Here is an 18624-nt window from a genome sequence, read left to right on the forward strand (position 1 = left end):
GAATGCGTACTACAGCCCGTCGTAACCGGCGAGTTGCTGGTGTGGTATTGCTCATACCCCGGCATCCGCCGGCATGTCTCCGGATCGGGAGTCACGGACGTGCCGGGCGCCGATGGGCACGATCATCGGCCGCCCCGACACGGGGTCCTCGAGCACCTCGGCGCGCAGGCCGAAAACCGCGCGCAGCAGCTCGGCGTCGATGGTGTCGGCGGGGACGCCCTGGGCGACGATGCGGCCGGCGTGCATGACGATGAGGCGGTCGCTGTAGCGGATGGCCAGATTCAGATCGTGCAGGACCATGACCACGGTGCGGCCGAGGTCGTCGTGCAGGCGGTCGACCAGGTCGAGGACCTCGAGGGAATGGGCGAGGTCGAGGTAGGTGGTCGGCTCGTCGAGCAGCAGGATGTCGGTGCCCTGGGCCAGGGCCATGGAGATCCAGGCGCGCTGGCGCTGGCCGCCGGAGAGCTCGTCGAGGGTGCGGCCCGCCAGGTCCGCGATACCGGTCTGTTCCAGGGCGGCGGTCACCTCGGCCTCGTCGTCGGCCGACCACTGCCGCAGCCAGGACTGATGCGGATGCCGGCCGCGGGCAACCAGATCCGCGACGGTCAGGCCCTCGGGCGCGACCGGCGTCTGGGGCAGCATGCCGACGATGCGCGCGACGTCCTTGGTCTTCATGGTGGAGATGGCCTTGCCGTCCAGCAGGACTCGGCCCGACCGGGGCCGCAGCAACCGGCCCAGGGCGCGCAGCAGCGTCGACTTGCCGCAGCCGTTCGGGCCGATGACGGTGGTGATCAGCCCGGGCTCGAGCTGCACCGAGAGCCCGTCGACGATGACCCGCTCGCCGTAGCCGAGGGTGATGTTTTCCGCCGCGAGAGTCACAGTGTCGCCTTCCGGTTGGTCCGAACGAGCAGGTAGAGCAGGAACGGTCCGCCGACGGCCGCGGTGACCACGCCGACCGGCAGCGAGACGGGAAAGACGGTGCGCGCGAGCAGGTCCGCCCCGACCACCGCGATCGCTCCGACCAGTGCCGAGGCGACGACCGGTTCCCCGGGGGTCCGCAGCAGTCGCCGCGCGATCTGCGGCGCGGCCAGCCCGACGAACCCGAGCGGGCCCACCGCCGCGGTCGCCAGCGCGGCGCAACCGACCGCGGCGGCAAGGAGAATCGCCTGCTGGGTCTGGATGCGGACGCCGAGGATGCGCGTGGTGTCGGTGCCGAACCGCAGCGCGGCCAGCGTCCGCGCCGACCCGGCCGTGACGAGCAGCGCGACGCCCAGGCCGATCGCGGCGGGCACGAGGGACGACCAGTCCGCCGCGTTCAGCGACCCGGTGAGCCACTGCTGGGCATGCGCGGCATCGGTGAGCGTGGCCCGCGTCAGCAGCCAGCTCACCACCGACAGCAGCGCCGCGTTCACGCCGATCCCGATGAGCACCAGCCGGAATCCCAGGACCCCGCTGTCCCCGGTCGCCGTCCGGCCCCAGGCCAGCAGGTAGATCAGCGCGGCGGTGAGCAGCCCGCCGGCCAGTGCTGCCGCCGAAACACCCAGCGCCGCGGCCGTGCCCGTCCCGACGCCACCCATCCCGACCAGCACCGCGACCGCACCGCAGCTCGCGCCGGAGGTGATGCCCAGCAGATCCGGGCTGGCCAGCGGATTGTGCAGAATCGACTGCGTCACCGCGCCCGCCAACCCCAGCGCCGCCCCGACCACGATCGCGGTCAGCGCCCTGGGCAGCCGCGAATCCATGATCACGAACCGCTGCGCGCGAGTCCCTCCGCCGCCCAGCACATCCAGCACCCGCCCGAGCGGAATCCGGAACTCGCCCACCGCGATATCCAGCGCGAACAACCCGAACAGAATCGCCGCCAGCGCAACCACGGTGAGCGCCGCGCCGATTCGCAGCACCGCCGAGATCCGACCCACTCGCACCGCTGGCCGAACACTGCGCACCGTGTCGACGGAGGTTGGCGCGGTGGAGGGTAATGGGGCGCTTCCGCGGGTGTTTGCCGTGGGGTGGCTGGGGCTCACCGCGTTGCGGGTGGCGTTGGGAGGTGTCGGAAGAGTCACAGGCTCACCAGCTTTCGGCGGCGGACCAGAAGGATGAAGAACGGTGCGCCCAGGGCGGCGAGGGTGACGCCGGCCTGGAGTTCGCCCGGGCGGGCGATGAGGCGGCCGGCGGTGTCGGCGAGGAGCAGGACCAGTGCGCCGAGCAGGCCCGAAAAGGGGAGCAGCCAGCGGTAATCGGGGCCGGTGAGGGCGCGCGCCAGGTGGGGGACGATCAGACCGAGGAAGGCGATCGGTCCGACGGCGGCGGTGGCCGCGCCCGCCAGGAGGACGACCGCGGCCAGGCCGAGTGCCCGGCTGCGGGCGACATTCACGCCGAGACCGCGGGCGACATCATCGCCGAGGCCGAGCAGGTTGAGGGCGGGGGCCGAGGCCAGGGCCAGCAGCGCGCCCAGCGCGAGGAACGGCAGTACCTGGCCGAAGGTGGAGGCGTCGTGCCCGGCCACGTCGCCGACCACCCAGTAGCGGTAGGTATTGAGGGCCGTGCCGTCCAGCAGGACAACGATATTGGTCATGGCCTGCAGGAACGCGGTGACGGCCGCGCCGGCGAGGACCAGGCTGAGCGGGCTCGCCCGGCCGCCCCCGAGCGAGGAGACGCCGAATACCACCAGGCCCGCGAGCAGCGCGCCCGCGAAGGCGAACCAGATGTACTGCGCGGGCGTGGTGAGGGCGAGCAGGTGGATGCTCAGCGCGGCCAGGAAGGCCGCGCCCGCATTGATGCCGAGTAATCCGGCGTCCGCCAGCGGATTTCGGGTGTAGCCCTGGATCAGGGCTCCGGCCATGCCGAGCGCGAGTCCGGCGATCAGGGCGAGTCCTGTTCGCGGAAGGCGTAATTCGCGCACGATCTGGGCGGCCGAGCCGTCCGCGGGACACGAGAGTGGTAGTCCACCAGGGCAAATGAGCGCGTCGTACACGGTTCCGAGACTCAGATTCCGGGAGCCGAGGGCAATGCTGGCCGCGATGGCACACAGCAGCAGGGCGGCGAGAACGAGAAGTCCGGACAGACGTCGCCGTCTGGTGGTGACTACGGCGGGCACGGTGACGAACTACTCCTGACGCGTTCATTGCTTCGATAAGTCTGGTAAGCCTAACCTATCTTCCCGTGCTCGTTGTCCATGCATTGGCCGAATAGTCGATGAATGAGGAGGTTCGATGCTCGAACCCGTAACCGTGTGTCCGCCGCGCGATTCCCGGCTCGCCTTCGGGACGGCCTGTTCCCGCCTGCGCGCCCTGCAACCCGAACACCCGCGCGTCTACGCCGTCGCCGCCATGGCCGACCAGGGAAAACGCCGCTGGTGGCGGCTCGCCGACGGCATTCGCGAGGGGCGGATCGAGGTGATGTACCGGCGGCACGCGGCCGAGATGAGCAATGCCGACATCGCGGCCGAAGTGGTGGCCACGGCGCTCATCCACGCGGTGATCGGACGGGTGATGGCGATGGTGGTGTCCGAGGGCCGAGCCTGGGATCCGGGCCTGGAGAACCTGTGGATCCACACCGACAACGACGGCGGCATCGACTGGGCGGGCCTGTCCGACACCACGATCCGCGTGATCGACGGCGACCGCCTCACCGGCGAGGACGGCGTCGTGGCCCTGCCCTGTGAGCCGGCGCTCTACGTCTGGCTCGCCCACCGCTGCCTGCCGGCGCTGTCCCTGATCCAGGTGGCGATGGCGCGCTGCGCGGGTCTGAGCGTCCGCCGCTTCTGGGGCCTGGTCGCGGAATCCATTGTGGGCGCGGCGACCTACGTGCCGGCGCTGTCGCGCACCTCCTCCTCGGAGGGCGCCCGCCGCGGCCAGGCCATGCTGGCCGCGTTCGAGGACCGCGGTCTACCGGTCCGCCGGGCCTGCATCAGGTAGGCCCGACCCGCACCTGGCGTCGCCCGGTCGGGACCGGATCCGGTTTCGACCGGGGTCAGGAGACGGCCACCGGCCCTGCTCCGTCGCCCGCGGCCCGGGTAGAGTCGGACCGCCGCCGGGAAACAAGGGCCAGAGCAGAACCCACAGCACGCCACAGACATTGGCGGGCTTCGCTTCTCAGACCGTGATGGTGAGCTGCTGGTCGATGGTCTCGATGGCCGACTGCAGTACCCCGGCCTGGTCCTGGTTGCTGGTGGCGTTCAGCTGCAGGACGTAGTAGACGCCGCCGGGTCCCGGAATGACCACGGTCTCCTGCGCGGACACCGCGGAAATGCCTTGCAGCGTGTAGGTTCCCGCGATCCGGTAGGCGGGGAATCCGGAGACGGTGGTGACCGAGCCGGTGCCGATCCGGGTGAAGCCGGGCAGGTTCTTCATCTCGCCGGCGGCGTCGGCGATCAGCTTCTGCGGATCGACCGTGCCCTGCAGTTTCGACAGCAGCGCAATGATATTCGGGGTGTAGTTCGCCCCCACCGCGTCGGGGCCGCTGTAGACGATCGCGCCGATGGCGTAGTCGGGGGTGTCGGATCCGGCGTCGGCCCAGCCCGCAGGGTAGGGCAGGCTGATCGCCGGTGCGCCCGGATCGCCGTTGTGCACCGGGGTTTCGGTGATGTGCTGGTCTTTGATGTAGTCGGCGATCGTGTAGTTCGAGCCGCCGGTGGTGTCGAGCGTGCGCGGGGCGAGTTTGCTGTTGGCCGGATTCGCCGATGTGGTCGGCTTGGTCGCGCTCGAAGTCACCGCCGCCGAGGACGCCGGAGCGCTCTTCGCGCTGTCCTTGCCACCGCAGCCGGTGAGCGCCACGCTCACCGCCACCGCCGCCACGGCGACCCCGATCAGGCCGCGATTTCCCATCATCATGGGCACCTCCTTGTCGAATCGAGCCGTCGAAAGGTAGCTACCCGGAATTGGGATTCGATTGGAACCGCCGTCCATGCCGGTTCCAATCCGTGCCGGTTACGGTCCGCGAGACCCGGTACAGCGGAACCAAGGAGCGGCCACGTGCCCAGCGTCCTGTTATTCGTGCGTGGCGTCCCGGCGCAGCCCGGCGATGCGGGCCGACAGCAGCGGATCCCACGCGTGCTCGCCGGTGGCGTCCGCGATCCGCTGTGCCCGGGCGAGCAATCCGCGCGACTCGGAGGTGCGGTCGTGGTGCGTTTCGATATCGGCGAGCAGGGCCAGGAAGAACGGGGCCATGACGGTGCTGCCGTCCTCGGTGATGGCGTCGTACGCCGCGAAGGCGGCGGCCGGATCGGTGTGGTCGCCGGTGAGTGTGCGTGCCCAGACCTCGACCACCTTGGCGCAGGCCGCCCACTGGCCACCGCCCGCGGCGCTGAGTTCCGCGTGTACCGCCGCGGCGGCGCCCGCGGTGCCTTCGGTGACGCCCAGCACGCCGTAGACCTCCACGAAGGTCAGCCGCGCGGCCAGGATGTTGAAGACGTCACCGCGAGTCCGGGCCAGCTCCAACGACATTCGGCAGTATGCTTCGGCGGCGGCACGGTCGCCGCGCAGCGCCTCCATCAGTCCCATCCAGCAGTACACCCGGGGATGGAAGAAGTGTGTCGGGTCGCTGACCGTCTCCGGTGGCGGGAAGGTCTCGAGCATGCGGCGGGCGCGGGCACGCGGTGCTCGTCGAGCAGACCCGTCTCGTAGGCCGGTCGCAGCTGCGCCCGGACCGACGGCACCGGCGAGTCGAGGATGCCCGCGAGCGTCGCGACATCGAACTCCGGGCCGATCACCGCGGCCGCGGCGAGCGCGCGCCGGCTGGGCTTGCCGAGCACCGCCAGCCGGCGACCGACCGCGGCGGCGATGGCATCGGGAACGGCGTCGAGGTCGGGCACGGCGGGGCCGCCCGGGTGTGTGCCGACCGCGTGCGCTCGCACCAATTCCTTGATGTAGAAGGGATTTCCGCGGGCATGCGCCCACAGGTGCTCCGACAGTTCCGGGGTGGCCGACGTGCCGGTGAGCCGCTCGATCAGCTCGCCGACCGCGTCGCGATCGACGCCCCGCAGGGGCACGGTCGAGATCTCGCTCGATGCGATGAGCTTCTCGTACAGCTGCCGGTTGACCGGGCGGCCGCTGCCGAAATATGTCCAGGTGCAGACGATCTGGATGGGCAGGCGGGCGATGCGGGCGGCCAGCAGGAGCAAGGCGCTGCCGGAGGCGGCGTCGGCGAGGTCCAGGTCGTCGATGACCAGCAGCAGCGGGCGCAGGGCGGCCAGCTCGGCCAGGACGGTCACGATGCCCTCGAAGAGGGGAAACCCGGCCGCGGCGGGCCCTGGCGCGTCCGCCGCCGCGCCGGTGTGCCATTCGGGCACCAGCGCGTCGATGACGCCGGGTGCCCTGTGGCGCACCGCGTTCCGGCCCGCCTCACCGAATTCGTCACCCAGCCGGCGCAGGATCTGGATCCACATCCACAGTTGGGGGACGCGGATACCGGTGGGGTGGGCCGCCCAGGCGACCGTCAGACCAGCTGCGCCGGCGCGGCCGGACACCGCGTCGGCCAACGCCGTCTTGCCGATTCCGCTCTCCCCGGTCACCACGATCAGACCGCCCGACCCGGCATGGGCGCGTGTCACCGAGTCGGTGAGCGCCGCGAGTTCGCCCGCGCGGCCGACCAGGGCCGGTCGGCGGGCGTCCGGTCCGGTCACGACAAGTGATGCGGGCGAAGGTCTTTCGAGCAGCAGATCGGTGGAGTTCTCGCTGATCTTGCGATACAGGGTACGCAGATCGTCGCCCGGCGGTGCCCCCACCTCGCGGTCGAGTGTGGCGCGGGCGCGCTCGAAGGCGCCCAGCGCGTCGGGCCCGCGTCCGGTGCGGAAGAGCGCGAGCATCAGGTGGCCCCACAGCTTTTCGTGCACCGGATCGTTCGCGAGGGCGGCCTCGAGTTCCGGTATCAGTTCACCCCCACCGCCCAGCCGCAGCGCGGCATCGAATCGGGACTCGACCGCGAGCCTGCGTAGCGCCGAATACCGCAGCACTTCCGCGTGGGCGAACCCGTGATCGGCGAATTCGCCGAAAGGCGTACCGCGCCACAGTCGCAACGCCGCGGTCAGCATGTCGAGCCCGAGTTGCGCGTCGTCGCGGCCGAGCGCCGCACGGCCTTCATCGACGAGGTGTTCGAAGGTGGCGAGGTCGAGCCGATCCTCGCCCAGCAGGGTCAGCCGATAGCCGAGCGGCAAGGTCTCCAAGCGCGTCACCGGGGCATCGGTGTCAGCGGCCGTCAGGCACCGGCGGAGATTGGAGACATAGGACCGCAGTGATACCAGCCCTTTGGCGGGCGGCTCGTCGTACCACAGCGCGTCGGTGAGCCGATCGACACCGACGACCGTGCCACGCTCGGCCAGCAGTACGGCGAGTACGCACCGCTGTTTCGGCCCGCCCAGGGCCGCCGGGGTCCCGTCGACGCACGCCTCGATCGCGCCGAACAGCGAGTACTCGACCGGACCGGTCATGCGGATGCGTCTCTCTCGGATGGGCGAACACGGCGAAAAGCGCAGATTTGGTTTGTAACACGTACCGCCGCGCCCCGCCCGCCGGTCACAGAAATTCAGCGCATGAGCGTTGATCCCTGTCAGCGCTGCTCACCGAGCTCCTCCGGGTGGAAGGCCGGCGCGAGGGCTTCGGTCAGCCGCCGGGCGAAGGCCTCCTGCTGGTCCGCCAGGTCCGGGCGGTCCTTCGCGAACTCGGCCCAGTCGGCGTCGATGGCGATCTGCCGCAGCTGGATGAACCGGGTGTCCGGGGTGACCGCGCGAAGCAGTTCCGGCGTCGGCGTGCAGTGCTCGGCGAGCAGGACGGCGTCGTAGAGGTCCTTACCCTCGGGGAAGCGGTCGTCGGTGAGCCACAGCAGTTTCCACGCCAGCGACAGTTCCGGGCCGGCCGCGAGCATGGCGGCGGCCGGGCCGGGGCGGCCCAGGCGAGGGATCTCGGTCCAGCGCGGCGGTTCGGGCAGGGGTTCGTTGAACACGAAGTCCAATTGCACGGTGCCGGAGGGGATCCGGGCATCGAGGGCGGTCCAGGGCATGACCAGACGGCGACCGGGGACGCGGTCGTAGGTCCAGATGTCGGCATCGACGGCCTCGCCGGCGTGGAGACGGATCGACTGGGAGGCCTCGGCGGACGCGGCCACCCGGGCGGCGATATCGGCGAGCATGCTGTCGGTGAGGTCGCTGTGGAACTCCCACTCGGTGGGCAGCACGATGAAATCCACGTCGCCGGGCTCGCGGGCCAGGTCGCCGAACCAGGCGCCGAGCAGGACGCTGCCGCGCAATACCAGGTGGTCGGTCCAGGGAGAATCGGCGATGGCCGCCAGCACGGAATCGAGGGCGTCGCGGCGAGCGGCGAACCAGGCCGCGGCCAGGTCCGCGTCGTCGAAGTGCGGTTCGCTCAAACGCATCCCCATGCGATGCGCCGCCATGGCGGGATCGAAGACCGGCCGCTGCAGGACGCCGTCACCCGCGACCGGCAGCAGCGTGCGGGGCAGGTCGCGTAGTTCCCGGTCCGCTGCGGACGGCGGCTGGGCCGGGACCACGGCGATGGGCTTCCACGGGCCGGGCCCCAGGGCGGTCCACGGGGTGGTTGTCATGGCCGATTCCCTCCCTCGACGATCCAGCCGGCGTCGATCGACTCGTCCGTGTCGAGGACGACGAATTCACGTTCGGCGGAGAGTACTTCGTAGTTGTTCGCTTGCAGCGCGGTCACCAGGGCGGTGTGGCGGGCGGTGGCGGTGGCGTCGCCGACCAGGCGGCAGCGCTGGGTGACGAACCGCTCGGTGCGGCCGCCGGGACGGGTGCGGCGGGCATTGGCGGAGAGGTGTGCGGTGTGGGCGGTGGCGAGGCGGGCGAGTGCGCGCACCTCGGTGCCGGGTGTGAGCAGCAGTTTGATGTGGTGCTCGAAGTAGTATCCGGCACCCAGTGCGACGGCGGCGTCATCGGTGGCGGGCACGCCTGTCGTCCAGGGTGTCGCCTCGATCTTGGTGCGGACCACCTCGAATCCTGCGGCATCGAGCCGCGCGGTGCGCGCCGCTACCGAATCCGCAACCGCGGGAAGCGATCCCGCGGCGCGGACGGTGAGCATCGGCTGGTCGATGACGCGGCCGCGCTCCAGCACGATGTGCACGAACTTCAATCCGTGTGCGGCGGCGTACCGTTCGAGGCGTCCGGCATCGGTCGCGCGCACGGTGAGGTGGGCTTCGAAGTCGCCGTGGAAGATCGGGGGAGCGGTCGCGGTCACCGCGCCATCCTCGCAAACCCACCGCCGTGCCGTCGCAGGGTTTTCGGCGGCGGATCAGTGCGCGTAGATCCCGGGACGCTGCCGGTGCCAGGGGAGGCGGCGCTCCAGGTCGGCGGCGATGGCGAGCAGGGTGGCCTCCCGGCCGTAACCGGCGACGAACTGCACACCGACGGGGAGGTTCGAGGCCGAGCGGCCCAGCGGCAGCGAGATGGCCGGGTTGCCCGTCGCATTGAACAGCGCGGTATACGAGCCGAATTCGAAGATCTTGCGATACCACGCGGGTGCGGTCAGCGCCGGATCATCGGCGTCGAGGTGGCCCAGCGGCAGCGCCGGCCGCGCGGTGGTGGGGGTCAGGTACAGGTCGTAGTCGGTGAGCAGGCGGGCCACCGCGCGGCGCGCCGTATTGAAGGTCGACTCGACCGCGTACAGATCGGCCGCGGTGCGGGTGGCGCCGTAGTCGACACAGGCGCGGGTGGTGGCCTCGAGGTGATCGGCGCCCGGCGTGACGCCCAGCGCGGCCGCGGCGGTGGCGACGGCGTCGGCGAGGAAACTGCACCAGGCGTCGAGGTTGGCGCGGTGGAACGCCTCGTAATCGACGGCGGGATCGGCCAGTTCGACCTGATGCCCCATGTCGGCCAGTTCGCGGGCGACGTCCGCGACCGCCCGCGCGCAGTCCGGATCGGCCTGCGACAGGTCGGCGGTCACGGCGATGCGCAGCACGGGCGCGGGCCGGGTGATGAGCGTACGGAAGTCGGCCGGCTCGGCGGGGAACAGGTACTTGTCCCCGGGTTCGCTGCCGTGCACGGCGTCGAGCAGGCCCGCGCAGTCCCGCACCGTCCGGGTGACCGCGAACTCCACACCCATACCCAGCAGCGGATCGGCGTAATCGGGTGCGGCGGAGACCCGTCCGCGACTCGGCTTCAGCCCGACCAGTCCGCACACCGCCGCCGGGATCCGGATGGATCCGCCGCCGTCATTGGCGTGCGCGACCGGCAGCGCCCCGGCAGCCACCAATGCGGCTGCGCCGCCGCTGGATCCGCCCGCGCTGCGCGCCGGATCCCACGGATTCCGGGTGGGGGCACCGTAGGCGCGGGCCTCGGTGGTGGCGTTGAAACCGAGCTCGGGGGAGGTGGTCACCGCCATGGTGGCCAGGCCCGCGCGCCGGAAGCGGGCCATCAGCGCGGTGTCGTGCGGGTGCGCCACACCGTCGCCGAACAACCGGCTGCCATTGCGCTGCGGCACGCCCGCCGCGTGGATGATCAGATCCTTGATCGCGAACGGCACGCCGGCGAAAGGACCGGACGGGTCGTAGTCCAGCGGCTGCTCGAAGACCTCGCCCACGACCGCCCCGAGCTGGGGATCGACCTGGGCGATCGCGGCCGCCGCCGCGGCCTGGACCTCGGCGGCCCCGGCCTGTCCCTGCCGCATGAGGGTGGCGAGACCCGTCGCGTCGTGTGCCGCGTAGTCGGCGATATCCATCGGAAACCTCCCGGTGCTGTGTGCTGGTGCGCCAGAACGTAGGTCGCCGCGCCGGGTGTGGCGTCCGTCGATCGACGGACGCGGTTCTGCGGTCCGGGTGCTGTCTGCACACACTCCCGCGGCCGCGGGAATCGTGACCCGCGTCATACTGGCCGGATGGTTGCCGCATCTGATGAGGGTCTGGACCCGGCCGTCGCCCTGCGGGTCCGGACGTCGATCGCGGCGGCGGCACCGGACCGGCCGGGTCTGGCCCGGGTGCTGTTCGAGCTGTCGCGGGTCGTCGCCTTCGAGCACGCGGCGCTGACACGGTTCGATCCGGTCGCCGGAGTGCATCGCACCGCGGCCAGTGTCGGGTATCCGTCGGGCGCGCTCGAGGTCATCGACACCTGCCTGCACTCGCATCCGATGTTCACCCGGCTCCGCGACGAGCGGGTACCGCTGGAACTTGCCGAGGTCCCGGCCACGGCCCGCTCCGGACCGGTGTTCGACCGGGTCATCGTGCCGCTCGGTTACCGGCAGGGCCTCACCCAGCCGTTGTTCGGCGTGGACGGCCGCTACCTGGGCATGCTGAACATGAGCGGCACCGCGGGCGTGCCGTTCTCGCGGTCGTCGATGACCGCGCTCGCCCTGCTCGCCGACGTGGTCGGCGCGGCGCTCGATCCGTGCCGCAGCCCCGAGACCGCGGTCGATCCCGGGGAATCGGTCGTGCTCGTCGGCCCCGGGAATGACGTGCACGCGGTGACGGAGTTCGCCACACCGAGGTTGTTCGCGGCCGGTACCGCCGGATTCCGGCTCGCGCGGTCGGTGGCCGAATCCGGTTGTCCGCGTGACTATCTCCTGCTCGCCGGCGGGGACGTCTACCGGACGCGGATGCGCCCGGCCCGCTCCGGCGGCACCCGGGTCGCCTACCGCCGGATCGACCCGCCGCACGCGCTCACCCTGCGCGAACTCGAGGTCCTCGCGCTGCTCCCGGCGGGCGGATCCAATGCCCGGATCGCCGCCGACCTCGGCGTCGAACCCTCCACCATCGCCACCCATATCGAACGCATCCTGCGGAAACTGAACGCGCCCAACCGAACCGTCGCCGCCACCACCGCGGCGCGCTGGGGCCTCGAGGTCGGCGCCGCGCGCTGATCGGCGCGGAACATGAAGTGGTGGTGGGCTTCACGCAAGGTCATGAGACGAAGGTGGTGGGTTCCGCCGAACGACGGAACCCACCACCGGCAGGGGATCGGGGCCACCGCAGCCCTCGGGGCCTCGCTCGATCCTGACGCCGAAACCAGTATAGGGCAGGCTTACCTAACTAGACAACTGGTGGTGCCGACCCGGCGGTCCGGACCAGGATCCCGCGTGCGAACGTGGAGCCATGAGCGACGACTTCTCCTCGATCAAGTCCCTGGCCGATATCACCCCGGAGCTGATGAACAAGCTCAGCGAGGGTACCTTCACCGACCTGCTGGGACTGAAGTTCACCGCGCTGAGCGGTGACGGGGTGGCCGCGGAGTGGGTGGTGACGCCGCAGCAGTATCAGCCGGCGGGGATCGTCAACGGCGGTGTGTACTGCACGGTCATCGAGACCCTCGCCAGCGTGGCCGCCGGCGCCTGGCTCGGCGATCGCGGGACCGTGGTGGGCGTCAACAACAACACCGACTTCCTGCGCGCGGTGCGGGAGGGCAAGCTGACCGGTGTCGCGAGCCCGATCCATCGCGGGCGTTCGCAGCAGCTGTGGCAGGTGGTGATCACCGACGAACAGGACCGGACGGTGGCGCGCGGTCAGGTCCGGCTGCAGAACCTCAACCCTCGGAACTGAAGGCGCGGAATCGGAATCGCCGCGCCGGAACTCGTCGTCCGCGGATCGGATATCACCGAAACATGCTGGTAACGCAGGTCGTGCCAGAATGACCGACGATCCGTCCCCGCAATTCGACGAGGAGTCCGAATGCGACTGTCGCCGCACGAGCAGGAGCGCCTGCTGCTGAGTTACGCGGCCGAGCTGGCCCGGCGGCGACAGGCCCGTGGACTCAAACTGAACCACCCGGAAGCGATCGCGATCATCACCGATCACGTGCTCGAGGGGGCGCGCGACGGCCGCACCGTCGCCGAGCTGATGGCCTCGGGCCGCACCGTGCTCACCCGCGACGACGTCATGGACGGCATCCCGGAGATGATCCACGACGTCCAGGTCGAGGCCACCTTCCCGGACGGCACCAAGCTCGTCACCGTCCACCACCCGATCGGATGACGGCCATGATTCCCGGCGAATACCTCTGTGCCGAAGGCGCGATCGAGCTCAACGCGGGCGCGGAACGCATCGAACTGGACGTGGTCAATACCGGTGACCGGCCGGTTCAGGTCGGCTCGCACGTGCACTTCCCGCAGGCCAATACCGCCCTGGAATTCGACCGCGCGGCCGCCCACGGCCACCGCCTCGACATTCCCGCCGGCACCGCGGTGCGCTTCGAACCCGGTCTGGGGCAGCGGGTTTCGCTGGTCCCGCTGGGCGGCGACCGCGAGGTGCACGGAATCAGCCTCACCCCACCCGGAAAGCTGGATGCCTGATGGCCGAACTGTCCCGCGCCCGCTACGCCGAACTGTTCGGGCCCACCGCCGGCGACCGAATCCGCCTGGCGGACACCGATCTGCTCATCGAGATCACCGAGGACCGCAGCGGCGGACCGGGTCTCGCCGGTGACGAGGCCGTCTTCGGTGGCGGCAAGGTGCTGCGCGAATCCATGGGCCAGGCCCGCGCCACCCGCGCCGAGGGCACCCCCGATACCGTCATCACCGGCGTGGTGATCGTCGACTACTGGGGAATCATCAAGGCCGACATCGGCATCCGTGACGGCCGCATCATCGGCATCGGCAAGGCGGGCAACCCCGACACCATGAGCGGGGTGCACCCGGACCTGGTGGTCGGGCCCTCGACGGAGATCATCGGCGGCAACGGACGCATCGTCACCGCGGGCGCCATCGACTGCCACGTGCACTTCATCTGCCCGCAGATCCTCGACGAGGCCATGGCCGGCGGCATCACCACCCTCGTCGGCGGCGGCACCGGACCGGCCGAGGGCTCCAAGGCCACCACCGTCACTCCGGGTGCCTGGCATCTGGCCCGCATGCTCGAGTCCACCGACTCCTGGCCGGTGAACATCCTGCTGCTGGGCAAGGGCAATACCGTGCGCGAGGACGCGCTGTGGGAGCAATTGCGCGGCGGCGCGGGCGGTTTCAAACTGCACGAGGACTGGGGCACCACCCCGGCCGCAATCGACCACTGCCTCACCGTGGCCGACGCCTCCGGCGTGCAGGTGGCGTTGCACTCGGACACCTTGAACGAGGCCGGATTCGTGGAGGACACCCTCGCCGCCATCCGGGGCCGGGCCATCCACTCGTATCACACCGAGGGTGCGGGCGGCGGGCACGCACCCGACATCATCACGGTCGCTTCGCATCTCAATGTGCTGCCCAGCTCCACCAACCCGACGCGGCCGCACACCATCAACACCCTCGACGAGCATCTGGACATGCTCATGGTGTGCCATCACCTGAGCCCGTCCATTCCGGAGGATCTGGCCTTCGCGGAGAGCCGGATCCGGCCCTCCACCATCGCGGCCGAGGATCTGCTGCACGATCTGGGCGCGATCTCCATGATCGGCAGTGACGCACAGGCCATGGGCCGCATCGGCGAGGTGGTCATGCGCACCTGGCAGACCGCGCACGTCATGAAGCGCCGTCGCGGCGCGCTGCCCGGCGACGGCGCGGCCGACAACAATCGCGTGCGGCGCTACGTCGCGAAATACACCATCTGCCCGGCGGTGACACACGGCCTCGACACCGAGATCGGCTCCGTCGAGGTGGGCAAACTGGCCGACCTGGTGCTGTGGGAGCCCGCCTTCTTCGGGGTCCGCCCGCACGCGGTCATCAAGGGCGGCGCGATCGCCTGGGCCGCCATGGGCGACGCCAACGCGTCCATCCCCACTCCGCAGCCGGTACTGCCGCGCCCGATGTTCGGGGCGGCGCCGAGCGTGGCGGCGGGAACCTCGCTGCACTTCGTGTCCGAGCAGGCCATCGAGGACGGCCTCGCGAACCGGCTGCGGGTGAACCGGAAACTGGTGCCGGTGGCCAATGTTCGCAGCCGCACCAAGGCCGACCTCCCCAACAACGACGCCATGCCCCGCATCGAGGTGGAGCCGGACACCTTCACCGTCCGGATCGACGGGGAAGTGTGGGCCGAGCAGCCCGCCGCCGAACTGCCCATGGCACAGCGGTACTTCCTGTTCTGAACGGAGCCGGCGCCGGGCGCGGCGAGCGCGCGCCCGGCACCGAGCCCGGCTCCCGAGTGGGAAATCTCTCGGCGTGAGCGCAATGCTGGGAGTGCGCCGGAGGCGGTGGCAGACTTCGGATATGACGACTGCCGATTGGGCCGAAGTTGATCGCTATCTCGTCGAAACCCTGGTGGGAGACGAGGATTCGGAAACCTTGCGGGCGAACGCGGAGGCCGGACTGCCCGCCATCGACGTCTCGCCGCCGCAGGGCAAGCTCCTGTATCTGATCGCGAAATCCGTGCGGGCGCGGCGCGTACTCGAGGTCGGCACGCTGGGTGGATACAGCACCACCTGGCTGGCGCGGGCCGTCGGGAAGGCCGGCCGGGTGGTGACACTCGAATACCAGCCGAAGCACGCCGAGGTGGCGCGCCACAATCTGGATCGCGCGGGGGTGGGGGAGCGGGTCGACATCCGGGTCGGCGCGGCGCTGGACTCGCTGCCGGTGCTGGCAGAGGAGCAGCCGGAACCGTTCGATCTGGTCTTCATCGATGCCGACAAGGTCAACAACGCCAACTATGTGCGGTGGGCGCTGCGGCTGACCCGGCCCGGGTCGGTGATCATCGTCGACAATGTGGTGCGCAATGGTGGCATCGCCGACGCGGCGTCGGCGGATGCGGCGGTGCGGGCCAGCCGGGAGGTCATCGAATTGATCGCCACCGAGCCACGATTGGACGGGACCGTACTGCAGACCGTCGGCGGAAAGGGCTGGGACGGTTTCGCTTACGCGGTCGTGCTGGGCGAGGACGACTGAGTTTCACGTCACTGAACGGAGGGCGAACTGGGCATACTCTGCCCGGTCCGCCCCGTCCCGGAAAATTTGCTGCACGTTTGCTTGTCATTCGGCGGGTGTCGACAATACGGTCGTACGCATGACGGACCCGTACGGCTCGACCTATCCGCCGCCCGCCTTCGCGGCCCCGCCGGAATCCGGCCATCGACCCGGCGCACTCGAGCGGTTGCGCTCGGCCGTGTTCGTGGCCGCGCCGGTCGTCGCGCTGGTCGGGACGGTGGGTGTGCTCGCCGTCGTCATCTATCGCGGCGAGCATCCGGCCACCGCCGACCCCGGCCGGAACCAGCGGGCCGGGGTCTCCACCACCGTGTCGGCCAGTCCGGTGCTCCCGGTCGTGCACGCGTCGTAATGCCCTGCGGGGCAGTCACTGTCACCTGCTCTGTGGGCGATCACGCTCGCGAACCGGGCGTTTCGTCCGGGTTCGCGGCCAACTCCTCCCAATAGTCCACGTACGCCTGCTCGTGCATGATGCCCAGCCGCAGCACGCGGGCGCGTGAGGTCGCGCGCTCGCTGTCGTCCGGATCGATCTCGTCGTAGAGCGTCCGGTACAGCTCCAGCCAGCCGCGATGCTCGGCGGCCTGATTGCGGGCCAGCGCCACCACGTCACCGGGCTCGCCGAGGTCGGCGAAGAACAGTTTCAGCTGCGCGGGATCGCGGGTCTCCGGCGGCGGCGAGGTGGGGTCGCCCAGCCAGCGGGTGAGCTCGGCGCGGCCGGCGGCGGTGAGGTGGAAGACGCGGCGGCGGCGTCCGCTCTCCTCGGCCTCCTCGTGCAGCAGGCCCTGCTCGGCCAGGCGCGGCGGGACGCGATAGAGCTGGGCGTGCGGGATGGGCCAGAACTTGTCGACGCTCTCCTCGAGGCGGGCCTTCAGGTCGTAGGGCGTCAGCGGGCCGTGCCGGGCGATGAGGCCCAGCACGATGTGGTCCTGCGGGCCGAGGTCGTGCATTCGGCAACTCCTCTCGGGTTGACACGGTATCGATGAGACTATACCTTCATTCCCGTCATACCGTATCAATGAGACTATGGGAGTTGGGATGCGCGACTACGCCATCGATCTGTACAACCGCTGGGCCGCCCTCTGGAACGGCGACCTCGCCATCGCCGGCGAGATCATGGCCCCCGAATTCACCCTCCGCTACGCCCAGCCCGGCGCGACCGTCTTCGACGACGTCCACGACCCCGCGGCCCTCGCCGCCGTCGTCGACGCCTTCCGCGCCGAGCGGCCGGGCCTGGAGTACGAGCCGCAGGGCGTGCCCGTCGTCGACCTGATCGACGGCCGAAGCGGATTGATCGCCCAGCCCTACGGGGCCCGGGTCGTCGATCCGGACGGCACCGTCGTGCGCGACATCAGCGGTACCGACATCCTGCGATTCGAGAACGGGCGGATCGTCGAAGTCTGGTCGGTGTCCGGTGGACCCACCGGACGCAGCTTCTACGCTTGAGCCCATGTCGAAGCGCCGCACCCCCCGTCCCGTGCCCGAGGACTGCCCGTGCGGGCTGCCCGCCGCCTACGCCGACTGCTGCGGGCGCCTGCATCGCGGCGAGGCCAGTGCGGGCACCGCCGAACAGCTCATGCGGTCGCGCTTCAGCGCCTTCGCGGTGCGGGACGAGGCGTATCTGCTGCGCAGCTGGGCCCCCGAAACCCGGCCCGCCGACGTGGATTTCGACCCGGGACTGCGCTGGGACCGGCTCGAGATCCTCGGCACGACCGGCGGGGGGCCGTTCCACACCGAGGGCACGGTGGAGTTCCGTGCCCACTACCGTGCCCACGGCAGGGCGGGACAACTGCACGAGAACAGCCGCTTCCGCCGGGACCACGGGGCGTGGGTCTACCTCGACGGCGATATCGAGAACTGATCAGCGGATTCGCTTCTGCCACATCACTCGTCACGGGCCTTCGTCGCGCACGACACAACGGAATCCGAGATGGCAGGTGGCGGTGTCCTCGGTCTGCCCCTGCCGGGCGGCCGGGCGGTAGCGCAGACAGTAGTCGGCCGCGCACAGATATGAGCCACCCTTGACCACCCGACGCGGAAAGTGTTGCGCCGCTTCGACTTCGGGTGTGTCAACCCGTGGGTTGCGTGGCGCGCAACAGGACGACGCCGAGTGCCCGGGGCGAAAGAAGTCGACTGTCCACTCCCACACGTTGCCGGTCACGTCGTACAGCCCGTAACCGTTGGGCGAATAGGTGCCGATCGCCGTGGTGCCGGGCGTGGACGTCTGCCCGCGGCCGGGATGGAACTTCCAGGGGAAGGCGCCGACCCAGACATTGGCCAGGCGCCGGCCGGTGGGTTCGAACTCGTCACCCCAGGCGTAGGTCGCCGAATCGAGTCCGCCGCGGGCCGCATACTCCCATTCCGCCTCCGTGGGAAGCTCTTTGCCGGCCCAGGCCGCGTAGGCCGCGGCGTCCTCGTAGGCGACCTGGGTGACGGGGTGGCGGTCGAGCCCGTCGAGCGTACTGCCGGGCCCGTGCGGATGGCGCCAGTCGGCTCCCGGAACGTAGCGCCACCAGCGGCGCCAGTTGTCCAACGACACCGGACCCGAGGTGGGCCGGAACACCAGCGCGCCCGGTGTCAGGTCCGCCGGCTCCGCATCCGGGTAATCCTCGGCCGCCGGAATGCGTTCGGCGACAGTGATGTAACCGGTTTGCTTCACGAATCGCCGGAAGGCGGCGTTGGTCACCGGGTGCGGGTCGATCCAGAACGGATCGACTCGCACCCGATGCACCGGCCGCTCCTCGGGGAAGAAATCCTCCGAACCCATGCCGAAATCGCCACCGGCTATCCGGACCATGCCGCGGTAGACCTGTGCGCGGATCGCAGTGGCCATGGG

21 protein-coding genes are annotated in these 18624 nt (G+C 70.4%); 10 read left to right on the top strand and 11 right to left on the bottom strand.

Going from position 1 to position 18624, the window contains the following annotated elements; translation table 11 throughout:
• Positions 1-51: 51 nt before the first annotated feature.
• The 3 genes from ABZV44_RS04190 to ABZV44_RS04200 form a co-directional block, all read right to left on the bottom strand.
• On the bottom strand, positions 52-879 hold the full coding sequence (locus tag ABZV44_RS04190; RefSeq protein ID WP_354831825.1) for an ABC transporter ATP-binding protein: 828 nt from the start codon (positions 877-879) through the stop codon (positions 52-54).
• Positions 876-1925 (bottom strand): iron chelate uptake ABC transporter family permease subunit, encoded by a 1050-nt coding sequence (locus tag ABZV44_RS04195; RefSeq protein WP_354831828.1) that lies wholly within the window; start codon positions 1923-1925, stop codon positions 876-878. Before ABZV44_RS04195 ends, ABZV44_RS04190 begins: the two co-directional genes overlap by 4 nt.
• A gap of 134 nt (positions 1926-2059) precedes the next feature.
• On the bottom strand, positions 2060-3097 hold the full coding sequence (locus ABZV44_RS04200) for an iron ABC transporter permease (protein WP_354831830.1): 1038 nt from the start codon (positions 3095-3097) through the stop codon (positions 2060-2062).
• 115 nt (positions 3098-3212) lie between these two features.
• Here ABZV44_RS04200 and ABZV44_RS04205 point away from each other — a divergent pair, with 115 nt between their 5' ends.
• On the top strand, positions 3213-3917 hold the full coding sequence (locus tag ABZV44_RS04205) for a hypothetical protein (RefSeq protein ID WP_354831833.1): 705 nt from the start codon (positions 3213-3215) through the stop codon (positions 3915-3917).
• A gap of 177 nt (positions 3918-4094) precedes the next feature.
• Here ABZV44_RS04205 and ABZV44_RS04210 read toward each other — a convergent pair whose 3' ends face one another.
• The 6 genes from ABZV44_RS04210 to ABZV44_RS04235 all read right to left on the bottom strand — a co-directional run bounded on the left by ABZV44_RS04210 (position 4095) and on the right by ABZV44_RS04235 (position 10682).
• A complete protein-coding gene (locus ABZV44_RS04210) occupies positions 4095-4832 on the bottom strand; it encodes an LpqN/LpqT family lipoprotein (RefSeq protein WP_354831835.1) in 738 nt (245 codons plus the stop codon).
• 156 nt (positions 4833-4988) lie between these two features.
• The gene (locus tag ABZV44_RS04215) at positions 4989-5501 is read right to left on the bottom strand and encodes a hypothetical protein (protein ID WP_354831837.1); all 513 of its coding nucleotides are present in this window, start codon (positions 5499-5501) and stop codon (positions 4989-4991) included.
• Entirely contained in the window at positions 5492-7426 is a 1935-nt protein-coding gene (locus ABZV44_RS04220) for a BTAD domain-containing putative transcriptional regulator (RefSeq protein ID WP_354831840.1), read from the bottom strand. Before ABZV44_RS04220 ends, ABZV44_RS04215 begins: the two co-directional genes overlap by 10 nt.
• 119 nt (positions 7427-7545) lie before the next feature.
• Complete coding sequence (locus ABZV44_RS04225; RefSeq protein ID WP_354831843.1) at positions 7546-8556, bottom strand: nucleotidyl transferase AbiEii/AbiGii toxin family protein; 1011 nt, start codon at positions 8554-8556, stop codon at positions 7546-7548.
• Entirely contained in the window at positions 8553-9203 is a 651-nt protein-coding gene (locus ABZV44_RS04230; protein WP_354831845.1) for a hypothetical protein, read from the bottom strand. The genes ABZV44_RS04225 and ABZV44_RS04230 overlap by 4 nt, the downstream gene beginning before the upstream one ends.
• A gap of 54 nt (positions 9204-9257) precedes the next feature.
• The gene (locus ABZV44_RS04235) at positions 9258-10682 is read right to left on the bottom strand and encodes an amidase family protein (protein WP_354831847.1); all 1425 of its coding nucleotides are present in this window, start codon (positions 10680-10682) and stop codon (positions 9258-9260) included.
• 156 nt (positions 10683-10838) lie between these two features.
• On the opposite strand from ABZV44_RS04235, the gene ABZV44_RS04240 reads away from it, so the two are divergent.
• From ABZV44_RS04240 to ABZV44_RS04270, 7 genes are all read left to right on the top strand, one after another.
• Positions 10839-11816, top strand: a complete 978-nt coding sequence (locus ABZV44_RS04240; RefSeq protein ID WP_354831849.1) for a LuxR C-terminal-related transcriptional regulator — start codon at positions 10839-10841, stop codon at positions 11814-11816.
• Between the two features lie 232 nt (positions 11817-12048).
• The gene (locus tag ABZV44_RS04245) at positions 12049-12492 is read left to right on the top strand and encodes a PaaI family thioesterase (protein ID WP_354831851.1); all 444 of its coding nucleotides are present in this window, start codon (positions 12049-12051) and stop codon (positions 12490-12492) included.
• Between the two features lie 129 nt (positions 12493-12621).
• On the top strand, positions 12622-12924 hold the full coding sequence (locus ABZV44_RS04250) for an urease subunit gamma (protein WP_326310528.1): 303 nt from the start codon (positions 12622-12624) through the stop codon (positions 12922-12924).
• Between the two features lie 5 nt (positions 12925-12929).
• On the top strand, positions 12930-13241 hold the full coding sequence (locus ABZV44_RS04255) for an urease subunit beta (protein WP_354833091.1): 312 nt from the start codon (positions 12930-12932) through the stop codon (positions 13239-13241).
• Positions 13241-14962: an urease subunit alpha gene (locus ABZV44_RS04260; RefSeq protein ID WP_354831855.1), complete on the top strand. Its 1722-nt coding sequence runs from the start codon at positions 13241-13243 to the stop codon at positions 14960-14962. The genes ABZV44_RS04255 and ABZV44_RS04260 overlap by 1 nt, the downstream gene beginning before the upstream one ends.
• A 121-nt stretch (positions 14963-15083) precedes the next feature.
• Entirely contained in the window at positions 15084-15755 is a 672-nt protein-coding gene (locus ABZV44_RS04265) for an O-methyltransferase (RefSeq protein WP_354831857.1), read from the top strand.
• Between the two features lie 118 nt (positions 15756-15873).
• Positions 15874-16143: a hypothetical protein gene (locus tag ABZV44_RS04270; RefSeq protein WP_354831860.1), complete on the top strand. Its 270-nt coding sequence runs from the start codon at positions 15874-15876 to the stop codon at positions 16141-16143.
• Positions 16144-16183: 40 nt separating this feature from the next.
• On the opposite strand, the gene ABZV44_RS04275 is transcribed toward ABZV44_RS04270, so the two are convergent.
• Entirely contained in the window at positions 16184-16738 is a 555-nt protein-coding gene (locus ABZV44_RS04275; protein ID WP_354831863.1) for a PadR family transcriptional regulator, read from the bottom strand.
• Positions 16739-16814: 76 nt separating this feature from the next.
• Between ABZV44_RS04275 and ABZV44_RS04280 the strand changes: the two genes are divergently transcribed.
• Both ABZV44_RS04280 and ABZV44_RS04285 read left to right on the top strand, forming a co-directional pair.
• Entirely contained in the window at positions 16815-17234 is a 420-nt protein-coding gene (locus ABZV44_RS04280) for a nuclear transport factor 2 family protein (protein WP_354831866.1), read from the top strand.
• Between the two features lie 4 nt (positions 17235-17238).
• On the top strand, positions 17239-17649 hold the full coding sequence (locus tag ABZV44_RS04285) for a YchJ family metal-binding protein (RefSeq protein WP_354831869.1): 411 nt from the start codon (positions 17239-17241) through the stop codon (positions 17647-17649).
• A 30-nt stretch (positions 17650-17679) separates the two neighbouring features.
• Here ABZV44_RS04285 and ABZV44_RS04290 read toward each other — a convergent pair whose 3' ends face one another.
• Positions 17680-18621, bottom strand: a complete 942-nt coding sequence (locus tag ABZV44_RS04290) for a formylglycine-generating enzyme family protein (protein ID WP_354831872.1) — start codon at positions 18619-18621, stop codon at positions 17680-17682.
• Between the last annotated feature and the right edge of the window lie 3 nt (positions 18622-18624).

Origin of the sequence: Nocardia sp. NPDC004860 (assembly GCF_040609015.1) — a bacterium.
In the GTDB taxonomy this organism is placed as follows: Bacteria; Actinomycetota; Actinomycetes; order Mycobacteriales; family Mycobacteriaceae; genus Nocardia.

What these genes read in the sequence shown, in the direction of transcription:
- ABZV44_RS04250 (WP_326310528.1), top strand. Translation starts at nt 12,622, where the DNA reads ATGCGACTGTCGCCGCACGAGCAGGAGCGCCTGCTGCTGAGTTACGCG.
- ABZV44_RS04240 (WP_354831849.1), top strand. Translation starts at nt 10,839, where the DNA reads ATGGTTGCCGCATCTGATGAGGGTCTGGACCCGGCCGTCGCCCTGCGG.
- ABZV44_RS04255 (WP_354833091.1), top strand. Translation starts at nt 12,930, where the DNA reads ATGATTCCCGGCGAATACCTCTGTGCCGAAGGCGCGATCGAGCTCAAC.
- ABZV44_RS04235 (WP_354831847.1), bottom strand. Translation starts at nt 10,682, where the DNA reads ATGGATATCGCCGACTACGCGGCACACGACGCGACGGGTCTCGCCACC.
- ABZV44_RS04280 (WP_354831866.1), top strand. Translation starts at nt 16,815, where the DNA reads ATGGGAGTTGGGATGCGCGACTACGCCATCGATCTGTACAACCGCTGG.
- ABZV44_RS04205 (WP_354831833.1), top strand. Translation starts at nt 3,213, where the DNA reads ATGCTCGAACCCGTAACCGTGTGTCCGCCGCGCGATTCCCGGCTCGCC.
- ABZV44_RS04210 (WP_354831835.1), bottom strand. Translation starts at nt 4,832, where the DNA reads ATGATGATGGGAAATCGCGGCCTGATCGGGGTCGCCGTGGCGGCGGTG.
- ABZV44_RS04215 (WP_354831837.1), bottom strand. Translation starts at nt 5,501, where the DNA reads ATGGGACTGATGGAGGCGCTGCGCGGCGACCGTGCCGCCGCCGAAGCA.
- ABZV44_RS04270 (WP_354831860.1), top strand. Translation starts at nt 15,874, where the DNA reads ATGACGGACCCGTACGGCTCGACCTATCCGCCGCCCGCCTTCGCGGCC.
- ABZV44_RS04225 (WP_354831843.1), bottom strand. Translation starts at nt 8,556, where the DNA reads ATGACAACCACCCCGTGGACCGCCCTGGGGCCCGGCCCGTGGAAGCCC.
- ABZV44_RS04220 (WP_354831840.1), bottom strand. Translation starts at nt 7,426, where the DNA reads ATGACCGGTCCGGTCGAGTACTCGCTGTTCGGCGCGATCGAGGCGTGC.
- ABZV44_RS04275 (WP_354831863.1), bottom strand. Translation starts at nt 16,738, where the DNA reads ATGCACGACCTCGGCCCGCAGGACCACATCGTGCTGGGCCTCATCGCC.
- ABZV44_RS04245 (WP_354831851.1), top strand. Translation starts at nt 12,049, where the DNA reads ATGAGCGACGACTTCTCCTCGATCAAGTCCCTGGCCGATATCACCCCG.
- ABZV44_RS04285 (WP_354831869.1), top strand. Translation starts at nt 17,239, where the DNA reads ATGTCGAAGCGCCGCACCCCCCGTCCCGTGCCCGAGGACTGCCCGTGC.
- ABZV44_RS04290 (WP_354831872.1), bottom strand. Translation starts at nt 18,621, where the DNA reads ATGGCCACTGCGATCCGCGCACAGGTCTACCGCGGCATGGTCCGGATA.
- ABZV44_RS04265 (WP_354831857.1), top strand. Translation starts at nt 15,084, where the DNA reads ATGACGACTGCCGATTGGGCCGAAGTTGATCGCTATCTCGTCGAAACC.
- ABZV44_RS04260 (WP_354831855.1), top strand. Translation starts at nt 13,241, where the DNA reads ATGGCCGAACTGTCCCGCGCCCGCTACGCCGAACTGTTCGGGCCCACC.